Genomic DNA, 23,017 nt, shown 5'->3' with positions numbered 1-23,017 from the left:
TCAGCGGGAGTGGGCCGCGACGAGTTGGACGACCTCCTCCGCGCAGCCCCATGAGAGCGTGACGCCCGCGCCCCCGTGGCCGTAGTCATGCACCACGACGCGCTCCCCGAGGACCTCCACCTCCAGTCGCACGGTGGGGCGTCCAGGGCGCAGCCCGACCTTGTGCTCCACCACGTCCAGCTTCGCGCCCTCGGGAAGCAACGGCGCGTTGCGCTCCAGGATGGCCCGGGCCTTCAGCGCGTCGGGGACGAGCGACGCGTTCCCCTCCTCCGCCGTGCCGCCGAGGATGCAGTCCCGCGAGCGGGGAATGACGTAGGCCATGCCGCTCTCGCACTCGTCGTCGAAGATGAAGCGGTCCGTGGGGGGAGGACTCACCCGGAGCACCTCACCGCGCACGGGGAAGAGCGTCTCGTCTCCCACGACGTCCCGAGCCCCCAGGCCCGTGCAGTTGACCACGAGGGACGCGCTCGCCCATGCCTCGTCCAGGGAGCGCACCTCTCGCTGGATGATGTGGCCGCCCAGCTCGCGCAGGCGCGCCATGAGGAACGGCAGATAGCGCGGCATCTCGATGACGGGCGCGGTGAAGTGATAACCCTCCAACAGTCCCGGAGGCAGCTCGTCCGCCCGCGCCCGACGGAAGTCCGGCACGCTGTCGCGCCACCACGGGTCCTCGACGTGACGACGGAACACCTCCACGCCGGGGACCATCAGGATGCCCGCCTCGGGACGCTCCTGGGCCAGCGACGCCAGCACCGTGTACGTCCGCTTCGCCCAGGCACTGACGCGCTCCTGCGGCCACGCGCGATAGGGGTACCAGACGGCCGCGGCGACATCCGACGTCGTGTGAGGCGACAGCTCTCGCGCCCACACCTCCACCGTGTGCCCGGCCTCCTGCAACCGGATGGCGCATGACAGGCCCGACACACCACCGCCGAGGATGACGATGAACATGGCGCAACCCTAGCGCCGGAGAGCACCCACCCGCCGCCCGGACGCACTGCCCGGGTCGTCATGACTCAGGCCGTCATCCCCAACCCATCGTGACTTTCACCAACACCATTTGTCTCAGTCAGGCTTCTTGGCTTAAGACTCGGGGCCTGAGTGATGGCTTCGCGCCATGGGACGCGGAGCGACGGGGAGGGTCCAGCGAATGGCTGCCGAGCTGGATGCACCAGGGAAGTCTACTCGCGGGCGACGCGCGCCGCGCCTGCGTGCCTGGCATCTCATCCCCCTGCTCGTGTTCCCGGCCATCCTCATCGCGCGCTCGGGCCCGCTGCCCGGCCGTCGTGACGAGCTGCTTTGGCTCACCGACACACGCACCCGCCCCCTGGAGCCGCGCCTCAGCGTCCCGGCCGCGGACGTCCATCGTCCCTACGTCCGGCCTCGCGAGGAGCGCCCCTCCATCGCCGTTCCCCTGAGGGAGCTGGCCCGGCTGGAAGAGAGCGGAGACCGGGCGGGCATCGCCGCCTCCTATCTGCTCCATGGAGATCCCCAGCAGGGCCTCGCGCACCTGGCGCATGCGCCTCCATCGCTGAATCGCGACAACGACCAGGCCGTCGCCGCCTTCCTGCTGAAGCGCAACGACGAGGCCCTGACCTGGCTCGACGGCCTGCTGGAGACCTCGCCCCGTCATCCGCAGGCCCTGTGGAACCGGGCGCTCGTGCTGCGCGAAATGGGGCTGCACCTGCTCGCGGCGTCCGTCTTCGACGAGGTGGCCGCCCTGGGCGAGCCCGGCTGGAGCGCGGAGGCCCGTGAGCACGCGTCCTGGCTGCGCGCCTCCGTGAGCCAGCGGGCCGAGTCCTGGAACGGCACGAGGACCGCGCTCACCCAGCTGGCCCAGGACGCGAACCTCCCCATCCCCTTGGAGGAGGCGCGCCGACATCCCGGCATCTCTCGCGGCCTCTTCTACGACGTCGTGCGCACCGCGCCCACGTCGGCCCGGGTGCAGGCGTTGCTCCCGCTGGCGGAGCTGCTGGACCGCATCCACGGCGGCACGGCCCTGGCGGACCACACGCGGAACATCGCCACGCGGGACTTCACGCGACGCGCGCCCCTGGCCGCCGAGTACGCCCGCCTCTTGCGAGAGCGCCAACCCGCGTCCCCGGACTACCTCACCCGTCTGCGCGGTGCGGGCGAACATGACCTGCTGCTCGGCGCGAGGCTGCTGACGCCGGAGGCCCAGAGTCCCCCCGAGGAGCTGGAGCGCGTGGCGCGCCAGTGGAACGACCCGTGGATCCACCTGCTGGTCCAGGACGAACTCGCGCGGCAGGAGGGCCTCGCGGGTGAAGCCTGGCAGGCGGACCAGCGACTCAAGGCCGCGCTGACGCTGTGCCGGGAGAAGCGGCTTCGCCCGCGCTGCGCGGACCTGCTGCGCAAGGTGAGCCACCGGGCCACGTCCGCCAACCGGCTGTCGGAGGCCGAGGACACGGGCCGCGCGAGCTGGCGCGAAGCCCAGGCGATGGGCGAGTGGGAGCTGGAGTCGGCGGCCCTGCGCGCACTCGCCCAGGCCGCGCGCTTCCAGTTCCGCGTCGCCTCCGCGCGCGCGTACCTGTCCGAGTACCTGGCGCGCGCCCCGGACACCTGCGACGTGAAGAACTACGTCCACCGCAACATCGCGGCCCTGGAGTTGATGCGGCTGCGGCCCAAGGAGGCTCGCCGCGCCTTGTCGCGCGCGCAGGAATGCAATCCGTCCGTGGGTCTCATCGGCGCGTGGACACTCACCGACCTCATGCGGTTGGACCCTCGGCCCGAGGACGCGGAGCAGATCAGCGCGGAGCTGACGCGAGCCCACGCCACGCGGGAGACTCCCGGCCGTCGCATGCTCGCCCAGTTGGTCCAGGCGCGCTTCGAGCTGCTGAAGGACCGGAAGCAGGGCAACGCGCGGCTCGCCGCCGTCATCCGACAGGCCGCGCCGTACCTGAACACGGACGCGGACGCACGCGACACGGTGGCGGTGGCCTATCAGACGATGGCCGTCACCGCCGGAGAGGCCGGCGCCTTCTCCGAGGTGCCAGGCGTCGTGGCCGACCATCTGGGCGTCGCCAGCCCGAAGCAGTGTGCGCTCATCGCCGCGGCGGAAGCCGAGCGCACGGTGGTGGTGGCGCTCGGTCCCCGGGGACAGGTGCTCGGGCACCACGACGCCTCACGCAAGGAGCCCCTGGGGGACGACCTCTCCGGGCTGGTGCCGGAGAAGCTGCTGACATTGCTGCGCTCGTGTCCTCGGGTGGAGGTGCTCGCGGCGCCGCCCCTGGACAGCCGCTCCGGACTGCTCCCGCCGGAGATGGCGTGGAGCTACCGCGTGGCCATGGACGCCTCGCCAGAGCCGAAGAGGAAGCCACCTCCTCCGCTGCATGTGGTGGTGGCCAACGTGGAGACGCCCTCGGGCCTGGGGCTCGCGCGGCTGTCCTCGTGGGAGTCCACACCCGCGCCCATCGGCCAGTCGATGGAGCTGTCTGGCGCCCAGGCCACGCCCTCGCGCGTGCTGGAGGCGATGTCGCGAGCCACCGACATCGAGTTCCACGCGCACGGCGTGGTGGACCGCAGCCTGTCCGAAGCACCGGTCATCGCCCTGGCTCCCGAGTATGACGGACGCTATGCGCTCACCTCGGAGGCGTTGAAGCAGGTGCGCCTGGAGGGCTCGCCGGTGGTGCTGCTGGGCGCGTGCAGCGCGGCGCGGCTGCCGCCCTTCCTTCACCAGACGTCCTCGCTGCCCCAGGCATTCGTGGGCGCGGGGGCTCGCGCGGTGTTCGCGGCGACGGTGGACATTCCGGACTCAGCGGGCCGGTTCTTCCAGGGCGTGCGCGAGCGCATCCACGCGGGTGCGACGCCCGCGGTGGCGCTGCGCGCGGAGAGGCTGCGCTGGTTGCGCGACGTGAAGGGCGCGCCGTGGGTGACGCGCGTGTTGTTGTATGAATAGGCCCACCGGAGGCCCGTGGGGGCGTCTCCGGAAGGCGTGAAGCAGTGACCGTGCCCCTCCGGCACGGACAAGGGGGGGGTGGACATGCACGACGCGGAACCGCTGGCCATCTACAGCCTGCACTTCGACCGGGGAGACGCGGAGTGCGGCGCGGTTGCATTGTGGAGTCCCGTCACGGACACCCGCCTGGGCGAACAGCCCGAGTGGATTCGAGGCCACCGCGCGGAGCCCGTGGCCTACGTCCGAGGGACACGTCCCTCCGTCCGAATCGCGCTGCTGGCGAACCACTTCGTCCCCGCCTCGTTCGAACTGAGCGCCTTCGGCCCTTCGCTGTCCTCTGCGAATGGTCTGGAAACGCCCGTCCGCTGGCTCGGGCCACATCCGGTGAGCCTGGAGCGCACGGCGGGCTGGAGCACGCTCGCGGAGCCCGTGTCCTTCAATCGGTCGCTGCCCAATCACATCGGCACGCACGCGCTGGAGCTCCAGTGGGTCGCCGAGTGGACGGACGCGGACGGAAGTACGCGCAAGCTCTTCCTCGGCAACAGCAGACATGAGTTCTTCACCACGGGCGCGCCCATGCGCCACGGCGAGCAGGGCGCGCCCCCGTCCGGAGCCTACGTGCCCCTGGTGCGCTGGTCCTCGCGCTGGTGTGCGGGGCTGGAGTCGCGCAAGGACATCTGCGACGCGCTGCTGCGGGGACTGCCGGAGACGGGCCTGCGCTACGGCGTGCCCGCCTGGACGGTGCGCCACATGCTGGCCGTCGGCGGCGGCATGTGTGGCGGCTGGTATCAACTCTTCCAACAGCTCGCCAACTGTCAGGGCGTGACGCTGGAAGGGCGCACGCTGCACCTGGTGCCCAAGGACGACCCACGCACGGACGAGACACGCTGGGAGGCAATGGTGGCGGTGGCGCCGGGCATCAACCAGCTCGAGCCCAGTCGCATGACGCGTCTGTATGGACGCTTCCTCGACTGCGCGCGCTATCCCTTCGCGCCGGACGAGCCGGTGGAGCTGCTGGGCCACGTCGCGTCCCGGTATGTCTTCATGGCCGGCTGGGATGACGGCCACTGCCTCAACTTCCTGGAGGACTCGGGGCGGCTGTATCTCTACGACGCCTGCTTCCGGACAGAGGCGGTGGAGCTGGACATGCCGCTGCCCCCGGCCGATGGCCGGCCCGTCAGACTGGGCCAGGAGTCGTCGTTCCGGCGTCGATACCTGCACCCGACGCTGCCCTTCCTCATGGGGACGCTGCGCGCGAACGGAAGACTCTGGGAGGTGGACCTGGGGCGCAATGAGCTCGGCATCACCGTCGGGACGGCGCAAGTCCCGGAGATAGACATCATGTGGACACGCTAGGAGTTGTCATGCCGACGACACGCGAACAGCTCAGGCGGATGGTGGCGGAGCGAAAACCCCCGCACCGCGGCTTCGCCTGGAGCGAACTGATGGACGCCCTGGAGCAGATGGAAGCCGCCACCAGGGACTCGGCCGTCAGCACGCTGGAGGATGAGGACGTGGGTGTGCTGGTGGACCTGCTTGCGCAGCGAGGCCGTGTCCCCTTGCGAGGACAACCTCCCGTCCCCCACTCCATGCCTCCCGAGGAGCTGGTGCAGTTGCGAGCGCTGAAGATCCTCGCGCAGGCAGGACGACTCGCCACCATCCGTGACTCGCTGGAGCGATTGGACCGCGAGCCCTCGGCTCCCGCGCTGCGAGATTTCGCCCGACAGCTCCTCAGTCGACTCGAGAGCGAGGAGGAGGCGTAGGCTCGCGGGACTCCGGCCGGGGCGTCCACGACACGTTGGGCTCGGGCGCGGCGAAGGACTCGAAGACGATGGCGGCGCCGCCCTCCGGTGAGCGATGCGCGAACCACCACCCCACGGGCAACAGCAGCAGCTCCCCGGGCGACAGCTCCACTTCCATTCGCGGTACACCCTCGGGCACCGAGGCCGAGCCCAGGACGCGATGCAGCGCGTACGCGGGCACCAGTTGGAGCAGCCTGCGCCCGTGCACCTGCCCCAGCAGCATGTTGCGGCGCGAGGGAGCCAAGGGAACGTCCGCGCCCGGCTCCTCCCACCACAGGCCCACGGGCGCACTCTCCAGCACCAGCCCCTGGGGCGCACGCACCGGCAGGCTCGACGTCACGTTCGCGCTCGCGGGCACGACGAAGGCGCCGGGCGACACGCTCGTGGCCTCGGCGACGCGCGCCAGTGCGCCCAGCTGCCCCAGCGTGTCCTTCGAGCCCGCGTCCGCGAGCACCGTGGCGCGCGCCACCACAGGGAGGTTCTGGAAGTAGTAGCGCTCGAAGAAGTCCTCGGGCGTCAGGGCGTCGTGCCGGGGGACATGAGTGTGGCCCGGCGACTGGCGATGGAGGTCGCCGTAGAGGTCGAGCAGTCCCTCCAGCTTGCGCTGCATGGCCACGGCTCGCGCCGCGCCCTGGTAGCAGGGGTCTTCCGCCTCGGCATGCACCGCCGCGCGCGCGAGCGCCGAGTCAACTCCCGAGCGCTCCAGCACGGACACCAGGTCGTCGACCTCCGCGCCGCGCAGCAGGTTCTCCACCACCCAGCGCCGCCACTCCTGCGCCAGCGTGTTCGTCCCGCGCGCCGCGGGAACGTGCTTGTCCGCATCCGTCATCGCTGGACCTTCTCTGGCCTGGGGCCAATCCAATAGTCGCGCCACTCCACGTTGCGCTCCGGCCTGTCGAAGCTGACGAACGTCACCGACACGCTCAAGTCGAGCGCCTGCACCGCGTGCCACCACCCCACCGGAATCAGGAGCGCGTCACCGGGCCCCACCACGCACGAGTGCAGTGTGGCCCGCGCGAAGTCCGGGAAGCGGCTCACGTCCGGCGCCAGGATGTCCACCGCGCTGTAGAGGCCCCGGTCGTTGTAGAGCCGAGGCGTCTCGCAGGACGGAGACAGCCAGAAGCGCTTGCGCCCCAGCACCTGGCAGAAGAGGACGTTGAGGTGGTCGTGGTGCAGTTTCGACAAGGTCCCCGCGGGGCCGAACCACAGGTGCACGCTGTCCGGAGCGCTCAGGTCTGGATGGATGTAGCCCCGGGGCGGACGCAGGTCGTCGAGCAACGGGCGGAACGCGGCGCGCAGCAGCAGGCTGTTGCGGGCCACGAGGTACACATCGTCCGAGGCACGGGTGTCACGAAAGCGCGCCACCAGCTCGCGCAGCGGTAGCGTCCGGCGCAGGCGCTCCGCATGGAAGTCCGGGTCCGGCTCCGCGTCGCGGCCCGCCATGACCTCCACCTCCTCGTCGCCGAAGCGCTCGGCCATCCACTCCGGAGACCAGCGTGTCAGCGCCGGCCAGTCGTCCAGCAGTCCCTCGATGACGACGGGGCGGTTGGGAATGTAGTAGCGCTCGAAGAACGCATCGGGGGCCAGGTGGCGCAGTCGTTCCACGGCCACGGGCGACGGGCCCGGGTGACACTGGGCATGGAGCGCGGCCCGGACTTCGAGCAGCGACTCCAGCTCCCGGCGCCGGGAGACGGCCTGCTGACCGTGACGCACCGCGGGGTGGGCCGAGACGACGTCCACCGCCTCCCGGGCCCGCGCTTCGGACAGACCCTGGGCCTGGAGGGCCTGGACGAGCCGGGACGGGTCCACGCCCGAGGTCAAGTTCTCAGCGAGCCAGGAACGCACCGGGGGCGGCAGGCTCTCGCGCTCGTCAGGAGTCATGGTTCGCGGGGTGCGATATACCACCCGGGTAGGCAACCACGTTGCATTGGGGACCGCATGACCACGTCAAAGGATCCTGCTCCAACCATCGTCCCGAACCCGCCGCCCAACCCGGCCACGCGCCAGGCGCCGCGAATCGTCCCCAATCCGGGAGGTCATTCCGCGCCTCCGCAGGAGCGCACGCGCCCCACCGAGCCCCCCACCACACCGCCACTGGAGAAGTAGCGGCACGGCGGAAGCGGTTCATCCCAGCTTCCACCACGTATTGCCGTCCGGGACGTCGAACTCCTGGAAGGTGACGGACACGCTGACGTCCAGCGCGTGTACCCAGTGCCACCACCCCGCGGGAATCAGCAGCATGTCGCCGGGCTCGACGACGACTTCGAGGACGTCGGCCTCGCGATATGAGGGGAAGCGCGTGAGGTCGGGGCGGTCCGCGTCGACCTGACTCCACACCTCGAGGTGGCTGTAGACGTGGTGCGTGTGGAACGAGGGAATGAGGCGGAAGCGCTTGCGGCCGAAGACCTGGCCGAAGAGGACGGTGCCCAGGTCGTGGTGCAGCTCCGTCCGAGTGCCCGAGGGCCCCACCCAGAGCTTCACCGCACCGGCCCGCGCTGACTCGCGCAGCAGGCCCGGCGGATAGCGCACGTCGTCGAGCAACCCGCGCAGCTCCTCTCGCTCCAGGGCGAAGTTGCGAGCCGTGAGGTAGAGGTCGTTGCTGGGGCCGCCCTCCTCCAGCCTGCGGAGGAACTCGCCCAGGCGCATCACCGCGCGACAGGCATCCGGCTCCACGTCGTGGTCCGCGCGCGCCTCACGGCCGGCCATGACCTCCACCTCCACATGGCCATGGCGCCGGGAGAGCGCCTCCGGCCGCCAGTTCGCCATCAGGGGCCAGTCGCGCATGAAGCCCGCGAGGAGCACGGGTTCGTGCGCCAGGTAGTAGCGCGCCATCAGTTCGTGCACCGACACGTCCGTGCGCCGCTCCAGGCGTTGGTGCCGTCCGGAGTGACGGTGCAACGCGACGCGGGTGTCGAGCAGGCAGAGCACGTCCTCGTGAGGGGCCATGCGTCGCAGACCCGCCGCCACGGCCGGATGCGCACGCGTGGCTTCGATTTCCGCGCAAGCCCTCGCGAGCGGCACGCCCGCCGACACCAGCGTGTCGACGAGTCGCTCCGAGGCCACGCCTCGCACCACGTTCTCCGCCAGCCACGCCCGCCACTCCGAGCCCAGGCTGGATGCCACGTCGGCCATGCCGCCTCCGCTGACAATCGCGGTGGGCACTGTACAAGGCGCTCGGTCCTCCAGGGCAAGCCCACCAGGCAGGCGTCCCCGCCTCGGGCCCGGGCTTTCTTCCCCGAGTCCTGGGGGCGCGGGGGCCCGGGTGGCGCCCCATCGCTCGCCCCGTCGGGGGCCAGCCTCATGCCTCGCCTGCTCATCCCTCGCGGAGTGCTCCCTAGATTCTCGGCACGAGGCCCGCGATGAAATCAGACAGCCCCAGGTTCCGGTCCTTTCTGCGGCACACCAGCTCGGGAGGGTTGGGCGTGGTGCTCCTGCTCGTGGCCCCGGCAAGTGGGCTCGCGCAAGATGATGACGACGATGGGGAGGCGGTCGCTCCTCAGGTCTCCTGCTACACGGCCGCGAGCCAGGGCGGGCTCACCGATGACTACGCGGCCACGCAGCTCTGTCGCGGCGCGCGCTCCAACGCTCCCGCGAAATGCTTCCTGCGTGTCCAGGACGAGGGCTCGCTGACGCAGGCGCAGGCCCTCCAGCTCTGCCAGTTCGCCACAAGCGATGATGACCCGGCCTCCTGCTATCTCCAGGCGCGCGGCAAGAGCTTCGGTGCCGACTCCCGCATCCTCCAGCTCTGCCAGCCTCCGGTGACGGAGTTCCTGCGCTACTGCCCCGTCTACGTGCAGTGAGCCGCGGCCCCACCTCTCGTCCGGAAGCGGGCTAGGGTGCGGCCATGACGGAGCAGCCGCCCCCCGAGGAAGACCTCCCCACGGCGCGTGAGCTGGAGCTGGGCGAGGCCGGTGCTTCCCCCGCGCCGCGCCTGTTGGTGCCACCGGGTAACGAGCCCCTGGCGATGCTGGCGCGCCGTGGATTCCAGGCCACCGTCGCACCACTGGACCTGCCCTTCCCCGCCGACGTGAGCGGCGCGCGGGCGGAGCGACTCGTGGAGCGCCTGGGCCACTACGCCTTCCGACTGTTCCTGCGCGGCGCCATTCTGCGGCACGGGAGCTTCACGCCGATGGAGGCCACGCGCTACCTGGAGGAAGCCGGCGCCACGGCCTTCGCCGAGGACCTGGTGGCACTGGACCTGGCCACGCGCGAGGCCGACGGGCGTTACCTGCTGCGCCACCCCACCGCCAGCTTCGGAGGCACGCTGGAGTGGTACGTCGCGCACGAGCTGCGAGGCCGCTTCGGCTTCGACGTGGCCGCGGGCGTGAAGTTCCATGCGCCCGACGTCGGCGGAGACCTGGACGTCGTGGGCGCGGCGGAAGGACGACTCGTCTATCTGGAGATGAAGTCCTCGCCGCCCAAGCACCTGGCAGCGGACGAGGTGGGCGCCTTCTTCCGGCGCGTGCGCGCGCTGCGTCCGCACGTGTCCGTCTTCGTCATGGACACCGCGCTGCGGCTGTCCGACAAGGTGCTGCCCCTGCTCCAGGCGGAGCTGAGCACCCAGCCCGCCCCGCCTCCCCGTCGCATCGTCCGCGAGGTCTGGGCGCTCACGCCCCACCTCTACGTGGTCAACGCGCGGCAGGACTTGATGGGCAACATCGGTCTCGCGCTCGCGGAGGGTTTCCGGGCGCTCGCCCCACCCGCTCCGTGAGCCCGCGACGCGCCCCTACAATCACCTGCGCGTCGGCGGCTCCAGCAGGTAGAAAGCACGGACATGACACAGACCACTCGACTCGGCTGCGCGTGCGGACAGGTCCATCTCGAGGTGGAGGGCGCGCCCATCGTCAGCACCGAATGCTGCTGCAATAGCTGCCGTGCCGCCGGCGCCCGGATACAGACCCTTCCCTCGGCCCCGCGCATCCTGGGACCAATCGGCGCGACGCGCTTCGTTCTCTACCGCAAGGACCGCGTCCGCTTCCTCGCGGGCACCGACCACTTCGAGGAGTTCCGCCTCACGCCCGAGGCGAAGACCCGGCGGGTCGTCGCCACCTGTTGCAACACGCCCGTCTTCCTCGAGTTCCAGGGCGGCCACTGGCTCAGCCTCTATGGCTGTCTTTGGCCCGCGGGAACGCTGCCCCCGCTCCAGCTGCGAACGATGACCGAGGACCTTCCGCCCGGCACGACGCTTCCCGACGATATCCCGAACGGGAAGCGGCAATCGGTCTCATTCTTCGCCAAGCTCCTGGGCGCATGGATCGCGATGGGGTTCCGCAGCCCGAAGATCACCTGCGTCAACGGCAAGCTGCAGCTCTGACACCCTCCCTGGCCTGACGGTGCGTGAAGCGCTCCGCGGGCTCGCGGTGGGGATGCGCGGTCCATTCCACGCCGCGCATCCCTGACTCCACCGTGACCTCAGTATGAGTAGCACTGCCTCGTGACGCCCACGGGGAACGAGGGCGAGGGCAGCGACGTCGGGTCGGCGCAGTAGTTCGCCGAGTACGCGACGTTGCACGCCGTGCCACCCACGACATCGCTTCCCGAGAACACGTTGGGGTAGCTGGCCCAGTTGGGGCAGCCCGGCGCATCACAGACCACGTGGTTGCCGTTGTAGCAGGAGCCCAGCGTCGACTGATGGCCCGGCGACCCGCGGAACTCGAGGCTGGTGCTGAAGTCTCGGATGGTGTTTCCGTAAACCCAGCTGTTGAGCGTGTTGTCGACGAGGACGCCGACCTGCCCCTTCACGCCGGTGAGCTGGGAGTCGATGGTGTTGAAGCCGACGAAGCCCCAGTTGACCCGGTAGAAGGTGAGGCCAATCGGGTTCTTGTAGAAGCGGTTGTCGCGCACATACACATGGTCGATGAAGCCGCGCATCGGTTCGGTCAACGCGTAGTACTTCTGCGCGTCATCGAGCAGGTGCTGCTGCAGCTCGAGCACGTGGTTGTAGTCGCCGAAGTCCCCGACATCAAAGCCGGTCAACTGGCGAAACGCGCACGGGGGCGCGACGGTGTACTGGCTGCCATCGGTGAGGAAGCCCAGCGAGAAACCCGAGACGAAGTTTTCGGTGTGGGTCGTCGAGCTGGTGTACGGCATGTGCCCGTCGGTGCTCAGGCCGAAGTTGCTGGTGAGGGGCACGTTGTGGGGCGCCCGCAGGACGACGTTCTTGGAGACGTCGACGTTACCGCCCACGATGTTGATGCCCACATTCACATCACAGATGGAGTTGTGGTGGACCTGGGAGCGGGCATTGGCGTTGCCTCGGAACTCGAAGGGCTGGTTCGTGCAATACCGCCGCGTTCCGAACTCCGTGGTGGGGTCGACTCGCATGCAGTACATCGTGTTCGGCACGGTCTCACCCTCGCCAAGCGGGGGCAGCGCCGGGCACTGTCCAGAGGGGATGCTGCCGTCCGCGTTGCAGGATGTGGGGCGGCACTCGGCGGTGCCGGGCCGGCGGCTCAGCGCCTTGAGATCCCACCCGCTGGGGCAGGTATAGGTCACGGGGTTGGTGGGCCCGTTCCACGTCGCGCTGGCGGGCTGGATGGAGATCTTGATTCCGGGCGTGGTCTCGCACGTGGGGTTCTCCTTCACGTGGGCCGTGTTCCAGCCATACGCGATACCCGCCCCGAGGTGGACGATGCGCAGGTGGTGGACGTTCACCGCCGGGCCGTTCATGGCCTCGGCGTGGTTGACCTGGACTCCGACGGTCCACCGGCGCGGCATCGTCCCCGTGTTGAAGACCGTGGCGTCGGGTGAGGGCGGCTCGTGGCCATCCAGCTCCAGGATGGAGTTGAGTGAGTGGGCGCGCGCCGGGCACTCCTGTCCCTGGCTGTAGCCAACGTTCGTGGTGCCCACCAGGGTCAGGTTGGAGACGCTGGCGTCGTTGAGCAGGCCCTCCTCGGTGCCCGTGCCCGCGACGATGATCAACCCGTTGAGCTTCGTGGTGTCGTGGTCGACGTTGATGATGGTGGGCGGGGACAGCGACGTGCCCTCCAGGTGGATTCCCGTCGGGACGTGGAGGCCAAAGCCATTGCCCCAGGGCCAGCTCCACGCGAGCTTCGTGGCTTCGGAGATGGTGATGGTGCCTGGATCCAACACCACCCTCGAGTGACCGTTGGCCTTCGCCCAGTCGATGGCGGCCTGATACCAGCGCGGATGGAGGGTGCTGCCATCATCGGTGCAGGTCCGGGTGACGTCGCCGACGCAGGTGGCGCCGACATTGCCGGCCGCGCAGAAAGCGCGCTGGAAGCCAGCGGTCCCATGGACGCGGGCGCACATGGTTGGAAGCAGGGACGCCAGGCTCGAGGGACTTGAGCGGGACACGGCCTGAGAACTGGCGGCGTGCGCCAGCCCCCCACCCAGGACCACGAGCAGGGACAGGGCACGAATCCAGGGACTTGTACGGAGCTTCACCGCCGGAGAGCGGAACAAGGGGGCTGCTTGCATGGATATACGTCCCATCAAGGGATGAATCGATGATCCATCCCGTGGCTGCGGCCCCTGCGGCTGGAACAGTTACCCTGGATTCGCGGATTCGCCAAGCCTGTTGTTCGCGGCCGCGTATCCACTCCCTTTCCGCCCATGGACTGACATGTGTGCGGCTTTGGACCCCTGGCACTGACGGGTCCGCGCTGCCTCTTTCGTCAATGTCTGACATTCCTGACGGAATGCCTCTCCCGACCGGGAGGAATCATTGACGGCTCGCTTGAAGCGGGCGTCTGTCCGTATGGCGTTGAGTCCGTGAATCGTGGAGAGCCGACAACGGGCGCGCGGCTTCCGTTCCACGCTTCGCGAGGCACTGACAGGGGAACACGCCCCTGTCAGCGGCCCCAATGCTCAGTGCCGGGCTGCGCGGGCGTCGCGGCCCCGGGCGCGCGCGGCCTTGGAGAGCGCGTTGGCGCCCTGCTCGTCGCCGCGCATCCACTCCTTCATCGCCGGCACCACCTGCTTGCTCCAGGTCTTCCCCACGCGAATCTTGAGGAAGTCCCCCACCAGCGCGTCGATCATCGCGGACAGTTGCTCGGTGAGGAACAACCGCTCGTTGAGCTGGTCATCCTCTTCCTCGCTCATCAGCGCGGGCAGCTTCGCGGCGCGAACGTCGAGGAACTCCGAGTCGAGCGTGGCCTCATACTCCTTCTCGCCATGCGTGAAGCGGATGCGCGCCTGGGCCACCAGCAGGCCCTTGTCCAGCGCGTGCTTCACCTGCTCCGAGTACGGCGCCAGCGTGCCCTTCGCGCTCAGCTCCGTGACGTCGCCCGCCACGCCGCGCAGGGTGATGCGGCCCATGAAGAGCACGTTGACGCCCGTGCCCTCCAGCTCCACCAGCGCGTCCCCCGTCTCCGAGCGCCACAGCATCCACGTCAGCAGCTCGCGGCCCAGGTAGGCCCGGCCCCGCAGGAGCTGCTCTCGCGCCTGACCACGCTCCACCTCGGCGACGTCCTTCGTCTCCTCGGTGGCGGCGCCGTCGACGCCAACATCTCCTCGCGCGAAGGCGGCTTCCGCCCGCGCCTGCTCACGCTTCGCCATGTGCCACCTCCGCCGACGTCGCCGGCAGGTCCATGCCAATCAGCTCCGCCGTGGGCCCGAGCGCGTTCTCGTCGATTCCCGACGTCTGGGCGATGGCGGCCGGCGTCAGCCCCACGAGCTTCAGGCCCAGCGCGTTCTCCAGCGCGATGATGATCTCCTCCACCACCTTGCGGGACGCGGCCCAGATCTGCAGCTGCTGCGTCTTCTGGTTCCAGCTCACGTCCAGCACGTTGGTGCGCGGCGTGGCGCGGGTGCGGAGCATCTGCTTGACCTGCGCCTTCGCCTGCGTCTTCTCGCCACGGCTGGGCGGACGGTCATTCTCCGCCTCGAAGTTGGCGGACCACTTCGCCATCTCCTCCTTCATCGCGGACGCGGGGACCTTCAACGAGTCGATGCGGAAGGAGAAGAGGACGTACTCTCCGTAAAAGACGCGGCCGACGGAGAACTCGACGGCGTCCGCGTTCTCCAGTTCGACGAAGCCGGCCGCGCGGTCATCCTCGGAGCGACGGTCGATGGGCTCGAACGCGTGCGCCTTGAGACCGCGGGTCAGCCAGCGCTTGATGTCGGAAGGCGCTTCCTTGGCGGGTTCGACCCGGAAGCGCGAGAAGGTGACGGCACCACGAAGGACAGGCATGGGGCGCGGCAGGATGGGGGGCGCGAGCTACGACGTCAAGGCACTCTTGGTGCTGTCCCTGGCTCGAGGCGATGGAAATCACAGGGCCCAGGGCCCCTGTTGCCTCCGGGGATAATTTCGCAGGAGCCCACTCGCCACCACCTCCTGGGAATCCTTCGGGAAGCCGAGCAAGCGTTCACCGCCGCACTCCAACCGGAGCGAGTCTATCAGGGGCATCGGTCGTCCCCCCACGTACTCCTGCTCGAGGCGGACCACCTCCGCGCGGCCCCAGTGCCTGCTGGCGGTGGCGGCCAGCACGCGGGCCAGGGCTGAATCGAACTCCACCTCTGGCAGCCACCGCAGGAGATCCATCAGTCGGTCGACATCGAATGCGGGAAGGGACACCGCTCCGCCGGTTATCGCCCCCAGCGCCTGGGGCCCCTGACCAGCGGAGATGAAGGACAGTTGCTCGAAGCCGAGGACACAGTGTCCCGGCACACCCTCGAGCCTCGCGGGAAAGAGGGCTCTTGCCTCCAGTCTCCTGCCAGAACGGAGCGCGTCGCGCAGGCGAGGCCAGCGCACCAGCTCCACCAGCGCCGCCAGGCTCACGGAGTCGACGCTCCGCCGGGCGATGACTCCCCAATCCCCGCCCGCACGAGCCTCCCGAGTGTTCGCGTCGAGTCGGAGCCCCTCCTCGGGAAGCGCATCCAACCGCACGCTTCGAGGTTCATCGAACGCGGAGCGCCAGATCAACCGCTCATTGGAGAGCCGCAGCTGTCCCGAGCCCGGCACCCACCCGCGCCAGGATGCGTGCGGCCCGAACAGGGTCGCCATGCGGCCCGAGTCCTTCCGCGTGACGCCCAGGTCGCGACTCCAGCGTGCGTCCGTCTCGAATACGAGCACCTCTCGCGAATCCAGCTCCCAGCTCGCGGACTGACGCGCCAGCATCTCCAGTCTCGTCAACGTCGCTTCGAGAGACCCATCACCCGGCGACACACCCAGCGCCTCCAGCCTGCGCCGCGCGAGGGCCAGAAGCCGCTCGCGCCGCGCCGACAACTCCCGCGCCATTCGCAGCGCGGGAATCGTCGCGGGCCATGCGTCCAGTTCCGCTCGGCGATGGACCCGCTCCAGCGCCTCCGTCAGCGCAGCCGCCCCTTCCACGAGCGCAGGCACCGACTCAGGGCTTCGTGTCAGCGCGCGCCGCCATCCCCAGCCCGACAGCAGCTTCTCCAGCGCCGCGTGGGAACGCCGGGCGGCTGCGAGAACCTCTGCGCGGCCCTCCAACTGGCGCTCGGCATCGGACGCCTGGAGGGCATTGGCCGTAACATGGGTGCGCGCGGGCTCGGACATCTCCGTGGGAAGAATAAGCCAGGGCTCGCGATTCACGCGCGGGTTGGAGCGCAATCGTTCCTACTGCGTCAAGGCACTCTTGGTGCTGTCCTCTCCCGAGTGGGACACCGGTGCGCTGGTGCCTACCCCTCTGATTGAGGAAGGTACCGTCCATGAAGCTCGCCGCCGTGTCGCCCCTGCTCGCCGTGCTCCTGTTGGGTGCCGTCCTCCCCCGGGAAGTCCTCGCGCAACAGGAGGACGTTCAGGCGCCCACGACTCAGGGTGAGTCGGTCCAGGCCCCGCCGTTGATCGCCGCGCCCGATAACGTGGAGCCCGCGCCCTTCGTCCCTCCGAGAAGCCCCGGGGCCGAAGCTCCTCTGCCCCCAGTGAAGGCGGGGATGCCCGCTGTGCCACGCGTCATCATCGAAGCGACGGCGGGCGGGCTGGGCATGGTGGCAGGCGGGTTGCTGGCATTCTCCGGGGGAGCCCTCACAGGCAACTGTTCGCTCCTCGAGGATGACTGCGTCCTCCCTATCATCGCGGGCTTCACGGGCATGGCCCTGGGCGCGGCGATGGGCACCTATGCGGCGGGAAGCGTGATGAAGGGCCGGGGCTCGCTCGTGGCGACCCTGGTGGGCGGACTGGCGGGCACGGGCGCGGGCGTGCTGGGGTTCTTCGCCCGGGATGGGGCCGACCTCTTCGGAATCATCACGATCTTCGCCCTTCCTCCCATCGGCGCCATGCTGGGTTATGAGCTCTCCCGCTCAGAGCCGCCCGCGGTGTCTCGCTTTTCCCAGACACGCAACCAGGGTGCGCCGCTGCCCGCGTTCACCTTCCGGGTGACGCCTCACGGCGGGCTGATGGGTGGAGTCGCTGGCAGGTTCTAGCGAGGCTGAGACCACCGGTCACTTGCGTCGGCCAGCTGGCGTTCGGCTATCGTGGCCTCGCCAGTCATGCGCGGACTCGGGCCACTCGCGCATGTTATTCCTGGCCATTCCCACACCCCACCCTGAAGTGAAGTGCCCGGCCGGGCGCACGAGCTTTGGGTGTCTGCCATGACCGCGCGTCTCCCAACGCTGTTCGTCGTCGCGTTGCTGTCCTTCACGTCCTTCGCCCAGGAAGGCCTAGTCCCCCTCCCCTCACCTCGGCGAATGAAGACAACCCGAGCGGCGTGCGAGGCGCCTCCACGCCCATGGACACCCGCGTCCGACTCGCGGGGACGCTTCTGGGCGGCGCCGCGGGTGGAACCATTGGCGGGCTCTTCTCCATGGGCAGGCTCACGAGCTGCGGCTCCTTCCCCGCCACCATCCACTGCGGACAAAGCCTGGTTCCCATCTTCATCGGCATGGCTGGCGGCTCGGGCATCGGGGTCTTCGCCACGGGCCGGGCCCTCGGGAGCAACGGCGACTTCGCGCTCAGCGTGCTGGGCGGCGGGCTCGGCACGGTGGTCGTGGCCCTGATGACGGGGGACAACGCGCCGGGCGAACCGCTTGTGACGGAGGGAGGCACGCACATCGTGCTCAGCCTGCTGATTCCCACCGTGGGCGCGCTCCTGCTCAACGAGCTGTCGCACCGATTCAGCGGGGGTGGGCTCTCCGCGCGAAGTCCGCGGCGAGACGAGGGGCTCCTGGTCGCCCCCACCGTGGGCGCGTCGAGGGATGGCGGCTTCGCGGGGCTCGTCGGCCGGTTCTGATTCGACCCATACCCCCCGGAGAAAGCGTGGCATCGCGGCGTGAGCGCGCACCGTCAGTCGGTGCACGCTCCGGCGTCCATGAGCGCGCCCTCGGAAGGCTGGATTCAGCACGGGGGCAGCATCCATCAACCGTCAATCCGAGGGGGATTGTCTTGTCATTGATTCCAACTCCAGTTCCACGAAGCCTGGCTTTCGTCGTCATGCTGGCACTGCTGGCCACGGGCACCCGGGCAGCCGCCGCGAGGACACCACCACCGCCCCTGATTCTCGGGAGCAGCCAGTCCCAGTCCGTCGTGCCCTCGCGCGGCACCGCGCGGTTGGTGGTGAGGGCACGTGATCCCCAGGGCGGTCGAATCAACTTCACCTGGACCGCCACCATGGGAGAGCTGAGCACCCAGCTGAACGGCGAGGACAGCAGCGAAATCACCTGGACCGCCCCGGACTGCATCATCCCCGGCAGCGCCCCCGTGAAGGTCACCGTCACCAACGCACAGGGCCTCTCCTCCGAAGTGGACTTCTCCTTCCATGTGGGCCCCACCCTCAACGACGACCACCAGCCCCCTTTCGCGGAAGGCCAGTTCCAGTCTCTCGACAACGTGTCCCTCCTATCGAACTCGGCGCTGAATTATCCGGAGCCGCTCCTCTCCGTCTTCGGCGGCGAAAGAATGATGTTCGCCTCGGACGTCGAGCTGTCCCTGTCCTTCCTGAGCACCGACGCCGTGGCATCCCATTCACTGGGCTGGATGTACTACGACGACCTCATCGCGCGCGGCTATGTCGACACCCACTGGACCCCCGATGACTCCTCCGACGACTTCCTGAGCGACGCCAACAACAACGGCATCACCGACCTCCACGAGGACATCTACAACCTCGCGCCTCCGTCCGGCTTCCAGGCATGGCGGCCCTACATCGGCACGACTCGCCGCTGCTCCCGGCCCTTCCTCTCGGTCAATGGCTTCCTCAGCCAGCCGGAACTGGCGATGGACAGAACCTGCAACCCGGTCTTCTCGCCCGATGTCCTGCTCGCGGACGCCCGACCGGGACAGACAAACAACCTCATCCCCGTGGATGTCGTCGGCGCACTCGCTGTCGCGCAGACTCCAGCCACCGGTTTCTCGGACGGAGGCCTCTTTGCGCGCATCCCCAATCTGCTCGAGCCCGCGGCACCCGCGAATGGCAACATGGGACTCGGGCATCTGGCCTTCCTGTTGACTGACGACGACCCCAACAGGACCACCTTCAAGCAACTGGGCCCGGTCCAAGACCGGAGCGAGTCCTTCGAGGACGGCCTTCCCGACTACGACACCTCCGCGTACACGCCGGACGGAGTGCTTCGGACCATCAACCCGGACCCTGGCATCACTCCGGCCGACCGCACCGTGAAGCTGGGGCGCATCCAGGCGGGACGGGAGATCGTCTTCTTCCTCGTCACCTATTACGACGCCACCCACGACCCGAACGGTGACGGCACGGTGTATCCCTGCCTGATGAAGGCGATAGATGGCCGGTGCAGCCTGCACCTGAAGACCTCCACGTCCGTCTTCTTCTCGAAGCCGGGTTGGAACCTGGATCAGGATGCCCGCGGAACCTCTCCGGTGGCCCAGTACAACCTGGGTTGTGCGCGTGACCCGCGCTGCAATCCCATCAGGCCCATGGACTACACCTGCCCCGATGCCTCCACCAGCCAGCCGCTCTGTGGTTGGCTCCAGTATACCTCCCACGACCTGCTCGGGACGCCCGCCTATGGAAACATCGTCCTGCCGAAGGCGCGAAGCTGGGTGCCCAGGGTCAGCAACGGCAACATGCCGCACTTCCAGGTGCAAGCGGTGACCACGAGCCCGGGCAGCTGGATCCTCGGCATCGAGGACCTCAACGGAGGAGGCGAGCGGGACTTCACGAACGTGGTGCTCCTCCTTCAGGCCACCCGCGTGCCGGGCAACGTCCGCTCCAACGTCATCAGCCCCGTCCTGGATGGCCAGTGCGCCATCTCCCGCCTGCGCGTTCGCAAGACCGACTGGGCTCCCATAGACTGCCAGCAATCAGCGAGCACCTTCGGCATCACGTACGCCGTCGCCTCGGACTGCAACGTGTGCGCGAATGGGAGCTGCCAGACGAATCCCGCGCCCACCTGGTTGAACGTACCCTTCGAGCCCGGACAGAACGAAGCCGTGATGAGCCTTCCGCCGTCCGGAGGTTCTCAGCTCTGCTGGAAGGCCCGGCTCACCCACCCGAATTTCTGGTGTCCGTTGGTTATCTCCAACGTGGACATCGGCTACGAGCTGGGCTTCACGCCCCTGAGTCCAGTCCCCGCGACGCACTGACGCTCGGCGACGAGTCCCTTCTTGACAGGGACTCGTCGTCCGTCAGGGCTTCGACTCCGCGACGGAGGAGCCCGCCGGCGTCAGTTCTGAGTAGACGCCGTCCTTGAGCTGGTAGCGCGTCTGGGCCTTCGTCGTCAGCACATTGCCGGACTCATCCTCCTGCTCATCGGTCCTCACCATCGTGAGTTCCTTCTTCCGCGCCTGGAAGGAGACCTCGTATCGGGAGACACCGGGAGCCTCCGACACGCCCTCCAGCGACAGCGCCAGCTTCGCCGTGCCCAGGACACCCTTCTTGTTCCCTGGCACGGTGTAGCTCACGTACGTGGTGCTGTAGTCGCCACACTCCTCGGGGGTGGAGTCCACCCGCAGCAGGACGACTCCCGCGGTCTTCGAGGGAACGAGTGTCACCGCCGCCGGTCCGCCACTGACCTGGCGCCAGTTCTCCCCCGCGGGTTTGGCGTCCACGCTGCTGACTCGGAAGGGAGGCTTCAGCTTCGGCTCCAGGACCCGGACGCGAATCTTGAAGTCCCCACTCATCACCACCGTGGCGACCTCCTTCTCTCCGTCCCCGTCGAAGTCCTCCTCGAACCGGAAGGGCGTCAGCGTGTTGCCGAAGAGCCAGCCCCGCAAGACCGCGTCGTCCGCCTTCTCCGCGGTGCCCTTCGTGTCCACATGCTCCACCGAGTACCAGTGGTTGACGTACTCCCCCACCTTCAGACGCGCCGTGCCACGCTCCTGCACTCGCACGGCCGCGCCCAGGGGCAACACGGCGACCACCGCCGCCTCCGTCGAGGGCTCCTTCCGGAGGTTCGCCTCATCCACCCCCACGAACAATGTCTCCAGTTCGCAGGACGGCTCCCAGGTCGTGAAGGCGAATTGCTCCGGCGTGCGCTGCTGCCCCTCCTTCACCTTTTCGGCGCTGAAGTGGAGCGAGGGCGCGGACGTCTGCGTCAGGAGCAACGACAGCCACAAGCCGGGAAACATGCGGAACCATCCCTGGTGGGAACAACCCGCGCCCTTTCTCCAACACCCCCTCCCCCCGAAGCAAGGCCCCGCACCCAATTCCTCTCATGCGGCCCCGGTGACACGATGAGCCGAGTCACACGAAGGGAGGACAGCCGGGTCGCATACCGGACGGCCGGGTTGGTACGGCTCACCCTCCCCCGCACCTCGCCGCATGACACCCACTGCCGTCAGGGTTAGCGTGGCGCGCGTGATGAGCCAAGCCCTGCCCCTCTCCCTGCTGCTGGCCACCTCGATGCTCGCCGGCTGCCACCATGCGCGGCGCCCCGAAGCTCGCACCGTGGGCTCGGTGGCGAGCAGCCTCTTCGCCACCCTGGAGGACGAGGGCGCGCTCGCGAGCGCCTTCGTGCTGGACGCGCGAACCGGCGAGCCACTGTTCGCGCACCGGGAGCACGTCCGGTTGCTGCCCGCGTCCACGATGAAGGTCGTCTCCACCGCGTCGGTGCTCTCCGCGCTCGGGCCGGACTTCCGCTTCCACACGCCGGTGACGCTGGAGGGCACGCTGACGAACGGGCTGTACCTTGGCGACCTCGTGGTGGACCCATCGGGGGACCCGTCGCTGGGCTCGTGGCGTTTTCCGGAGACGGCGCTCGCCTGCGAGCAGGTCGCGGACGCGCTCCAGGCGCGCGGCGTCCAGCAGTGGCGCGGACAGGTGCGCGTGCGAGGCACCGACGACGTGGAGGCCGCCTTCGGCCCGGGCTGGGCCTGGGATGACGCCGCCTATGCCTATAGCGCCGCCCCCACGCCCTTCGTCTTCCGGGAGAACGTCGTGGACCTCGCGCTGTCCCGCGCGGACGGCGCCGACTGCGCGCTGCCTCCCACCGTGCAGCTCACCCCGGCCTTCGCCACGCTCTCCGCCATCGTCCGCGTGGACCCGAACGCGGAGCGCGCGAACCTCTCCTGCACGCGCCAGCGCGGTGCCCCGGGCGTGCGCTGCGTGTGGCGCTCCCCCGTCAACCAGTGCCCCCGCTCCGCCGCGGTGAAGCTCTCCGTGGACGAGCCCCAGGTCCTCTTCTCCGCCTGCGTGGAGGAAGCCCTGCTCAAGCGCGGCGTGCCCCGCCTGCCCGCCACCCTGGAGGCTCCCGGCCCCCTGCGCCCGCCCGTGCCGGAGCCGCTCGTCACCCTGGTCAGCCCGCCCCTGTCGGAGCTGGTGAAGGCCACCAACAAGGAGTCCCTCAACCTCTACGCGGAGCGACTGGGCCTGCGCTTCGCGCGCGAGCGCAGCGGCACGGAGGGCTACGCCACGCTGCGCACCGCGTTGGCCGAGGAGCTCACCCGTCGCGGCATCCCCGCCCGAGACCTGCGCCCCGTCGATGGCAGCGGCCTGTCCCGCTACAACCTGGCCACCGCGCGAGGCCTGGCGCGCGTGCTCTTCACCAGCCTGCGAGAGCCCTACGGCGCCGCGCTGGTGGACAGCCTGCCCGTGGCCGGCGTGGACGGCACGCTGGCCACCCGCCCCGTCACCGCCATCACCGCGGGCCGCATCCGCGCCAAGACGGGCACGCTCTCCGGACAGAAGTGCTTCGCGGGCGTGGTGGACCGGCCCGGTGACGCCGAGCACCCCCGCGTCGTCTTCGCGCTGATGCTCGGCAACATGGACGAAACCACCGCCCTCCCCGCCAACGAGGCCTTCGACCGCTTCGCCGCCGCCCTGGTCGAGCTTCCCCTGCGCGCCCCGTGACGACGGGCGTCCTCGAATTCCCCAGCGGCTTTGACGCAGCGCACGCCTGGAAGCAACCCGAGGGAACACGGGCCCCGCGGCGACATTCCCCTGTCGGGAACCGACGCCCCAGAGGA

The 23,017-nt window shown here is 69.2% G+C and carries 19 protein-coding genes; 10 read left to right on the top strand and 9 right to left on the bottom strand.

The window, feature by feature from the left end; all coding sequences use genetic code 11:
* On the bottom strand, positions 1-951 hold the full coding sequence (locus HUA76_RS28145; protein ID WP_174462592.1) for an FAD-dependent oxidoreductase: 951 nt from the start codon (positions 949-951) through the stop codon (positions 1-3).
* 199 nt (positions 952-1,150) lie between these two features.
* Between HUA76_RS28145 and HUA76_RS28140 the strand changes: the two genes are divergently transcribed.
* The 3 genes from HUA76_RS28140 to HUA76_RS28130 all read left to right on the top strand — a co-directional run bounded on the left by HUA76_RS28140 (position 1,151) and on the right by HUA76_RS28130 (position 5,679).
* Positions 1,151-3,916 carry a CHAT domain-containing protein gene (locus tag HUA76_RS28140; protein WP_174459211.1) on the top strand — a complete coding sequence of 922 codons (2,766 nt, stop codon included), beginning with the start codon at positions 1,151-1,153 and terminating at the stop codon, positions 3,914-3,916.
* Between the two features lie 84 nt (positions 3,917-4,000).
* The gene (locus tag HUA76_RS28135) at positions 4,001-5,272 is read left to right on the top strand and encodes a hypothetical protein (RefSeq protein ID WP_174462591.1); all 1,272 of its coding nucleotides are present in this window, start codon (positions 4,001-4,003) and stop codon (positions 5,270-5,272) included.
* 8 nt (positions 5,273-5,280) lie between these two features.
* On the top strand, positions 5,281-5,679 hold the full coding sequence (locus HUA76_RS28130) for a hypothetical protein (RefSeq protein WP_141646845.1): 399 nt from the start codon (positions 5,281-5,283) through the stop codon (positions 5,677-5,679).
* On the opposite strand, the gene HUA76_RS28125 is transcribed toward HUA76_RS28130, so the two are convergent.
* From HUA76_RS28125 to HUA76_RS28110, 3 genes are all read right to left on the bottom strand, one after another.
* Entirely contained in the window at positions 5,648-6,547 is a 900-nt protein-coding gene (locus tag HUA76_RS28125; RefSeq protein WP_174462590.1) for a hypothetical protein, read from the bottom strand. The two genes, HUA76_RS28130 and HUA76_RS28125, sit on opposite strands and share 32 nt — an antisense overlap.
* On the bottom strand, positions 6,544-7,599 hold the full coding sequence (locus HUA76_RS28120) for a cupin-like domain-containing protein (protein WP_174462589.1): 1,056 nt from the start codon (positions 7,597-7,599) through the stop codon (positions 6,544-6,546). The genes HUA76_RS28125 and HUA76_RS28120 overlap by 4 nt, the downstream gene beginning before the upstream one ends.
* Positions 7,600-7,842: 243 nt before the next feature.
* On the bottom strand, positions 7,843-8,850 hold the full coding sequence (locus HUA76_RS28110; RefSeq protein WP_174462587.1) for a cupin-like domain-containing protein: 1,008 nt from the start codon (positions 8,848-8,850) through the stop codon (positions 7,843-7,845).
* A gap of 227 nt (positions 8,851-9,077) precedes the next feature.
* Between HUA76_RS28110 and HUA76_RS28105 the strand changes: the two genes are divergently transcribed.
* From HUA76_RS28105 to HUA76_RS28095, 3 genes are all read left to right on the top strand, one after another.
* A complete protein-coding gene (locus HUA76_RS28105; protein WP_141646849.1) occupies positions 9,078-9,518 on the top strand; it encodes a hypothetical protein in 441 nt (146 codons plus the stop codon).
* Positions 9,519-9,562: 44 nt separating this feature from the next.
* Positions 9,563-10,429 carry a hypothetical protein gene (locus HUA76_RS28100; RefSeq protein WP_141646850.1) on the top strand — a complete coding sequence of 289 codons (867 nt, stop codon included), beginning with the start codon at positions 9,563-9,565 and terminating at the stop codon, positions 10,427-10,429.
* Between the two features lie 63 nt (positions 10,430-10,492).
* Positions 10,493-11,032 carry a GFA family protein gene (locus tag HUA76_RS28095; RefSeq protein WP_174462586.1) on the top strand — a complete coding sequence of 180 codons (540 nt, stop codon included), beginning with the start codon at positions 10,493-10,495 and terminating at the stop codon, positions 11,030-11,032.
* Positions 11,033-11,130: 98 nt separating this feature from the next.
* Here the strand turns inward: HUA76_RS28095 and HUA76_RS28090 are convergent, their stop codons facing one another.
* The 4 genes from HUA76_RS28090 to HUA76_RS28075 all read right to left on the bottom strand — a co-directional run bounded on the left by HUA76_RS28090 (position 11,131) and on the right by HUA76_RS28075 (position 16,201).
* A complete protein-coding gene (locus HUA76_RS28090) occupies positions 11,131-12,990 on the bottom strand; it encodes a hypothetical protein (RefSeq protein WP_174459219.1) in 1,860 nt (619 codons plus the stop codon).
* A 558-nt stretch (positions 12,991-13,548) separates the two neighbouring features.
* Positions 13,549-14,238: a hypothetical protein gene (locus tag HUA76_RS28085; RefSeq protein ID WP_141646853.1), complete on the bottom strand. Its 690-nt coding sequence runs from the start codon at positions 14,236-14,238 to the stop codon at positions 13,549-13,551.
* Positions 14,225-14,872 (bottom strand): recombination-associated protein RdgC, encoded by a 648-nt coding sequence (gene rdgC, locus HUA76_RS28080; RefSeq protein WP_174462585.1) that lies wholly within the window; start codon positions 14,870-14,872, stop codon positions 14,225-14,227. Before rdgC ends, HUA76_RS28085 begins: the two co-directional genes overlap by 14 nt.
* A gap of 78 nt (positions 14,873-14,950) precedes the next feature.
* The gene (locus tag HUA76_RS28075; RefSeq protein ID WP_217440324.1) at positions 14,951-16,201 is read right to left on the bottom strand and encodes a hypothetical protein; all 1,251 of its coding nucleotides are present in this window, start codon (positions 16,199-16,201) and stop codon (positions 14,951-14,953) included.
* A gap of 152 nt (positions 16,202-16,353) precedes the next feature.
* On the opposite strand from HUA76_RS28075, the gene HUA76_RS28070 reads away from it, so the two are divergent.
* The 3 genes from HUA76_RS28070 to HUA76_RS28060 all read left to right on the top strand — a co-directional run bounded on the left by HUA76_RS28070 (position 16,354) and on the right by HUA76_RS28060 (position 20,197).
* Positions 16,354-17,067, top strand: a complete 714-nt coding sequence (locus HUA76_RS28070; RefSeq protein WP_174462583.1) for a hypothetical protein — start codon at positions 16,354-16,356, stop codon at positions 17,065-17,067.
* Positions 17,068-17,372: 305 nt separating this feature from the next.
* On the top strand, positions 17,373-17,873 hold the full coding sequence (locus HUA76_RS28065; RefSeq protein ID WP_174462582.1) for a hypothetical protein: 501 nt from the start codon (positions 17,373-17,375) through the stop codon (positions 17,871-17,873).
* A gap of 200 nt (positions 17,874-18,073) precedes the next feature.
* Positions 18,074-20,197, top strand: coding sequence for a hypothetical protein (locus HUA76_RS28060; protein WP_174462581.1), 2,124 nt, complete (start codon positions 18,074-18,076; stop codon positions 20,195-20,197).
* A gap of 42 nt (positions 20,198-20,239) precedes the next feature.
* Here HUA76_RS28060 and HUA76_RS28055 read toward each other — a convergent pair whose 3' ends face one another.
* A complete protein-coding gene (locus HUA76_RS28055) occupies positions 20,240-21,181 on the bottom strand; it encodes an SH3 domain-containing protein (RefSeq protein ID WP_174462580.1) in 942 nt (313 codons plus the stop codon).
* Between the two features lie 232 nt (positions 21,182-21,413).
* Here HUA76_RS28055 and dacB point away from each other — a divergent pair, with 232 nt between their 5' ends.
* Positions 21,414-22,901: a D-alanyl-D-alanine carboxypeptidase/D-alanyl-D-alanine-endopeptidase gene (dacB, locus tag HUA76_RS28050; RefSeq protein ID WP_174462579.1), complete on the top strand. Its 1,488-nt coding sequence runs from the start codon at positions 21,414-21,416 to the stop codon at positions 22,899-22,901.
* Positions 22,902-23,017: the final 116 nt, after the last annotated feature.

Source organism: Myxococcus sp. CA056 (assembly GCF_013336715.1).
Classification (GTDB): domain Bacteria; phylum Myxococcota; class Myxococcia; order Myxococcales; family Myxococcaceae; genus Myxococcus; species Myxococcus llanfairpwllgwyngyllgogerychwyrndrobwllllantysiliogogogochensis.
This window is presented reverse-complemented; position numbering and strand designations above follow the sequence as displayed.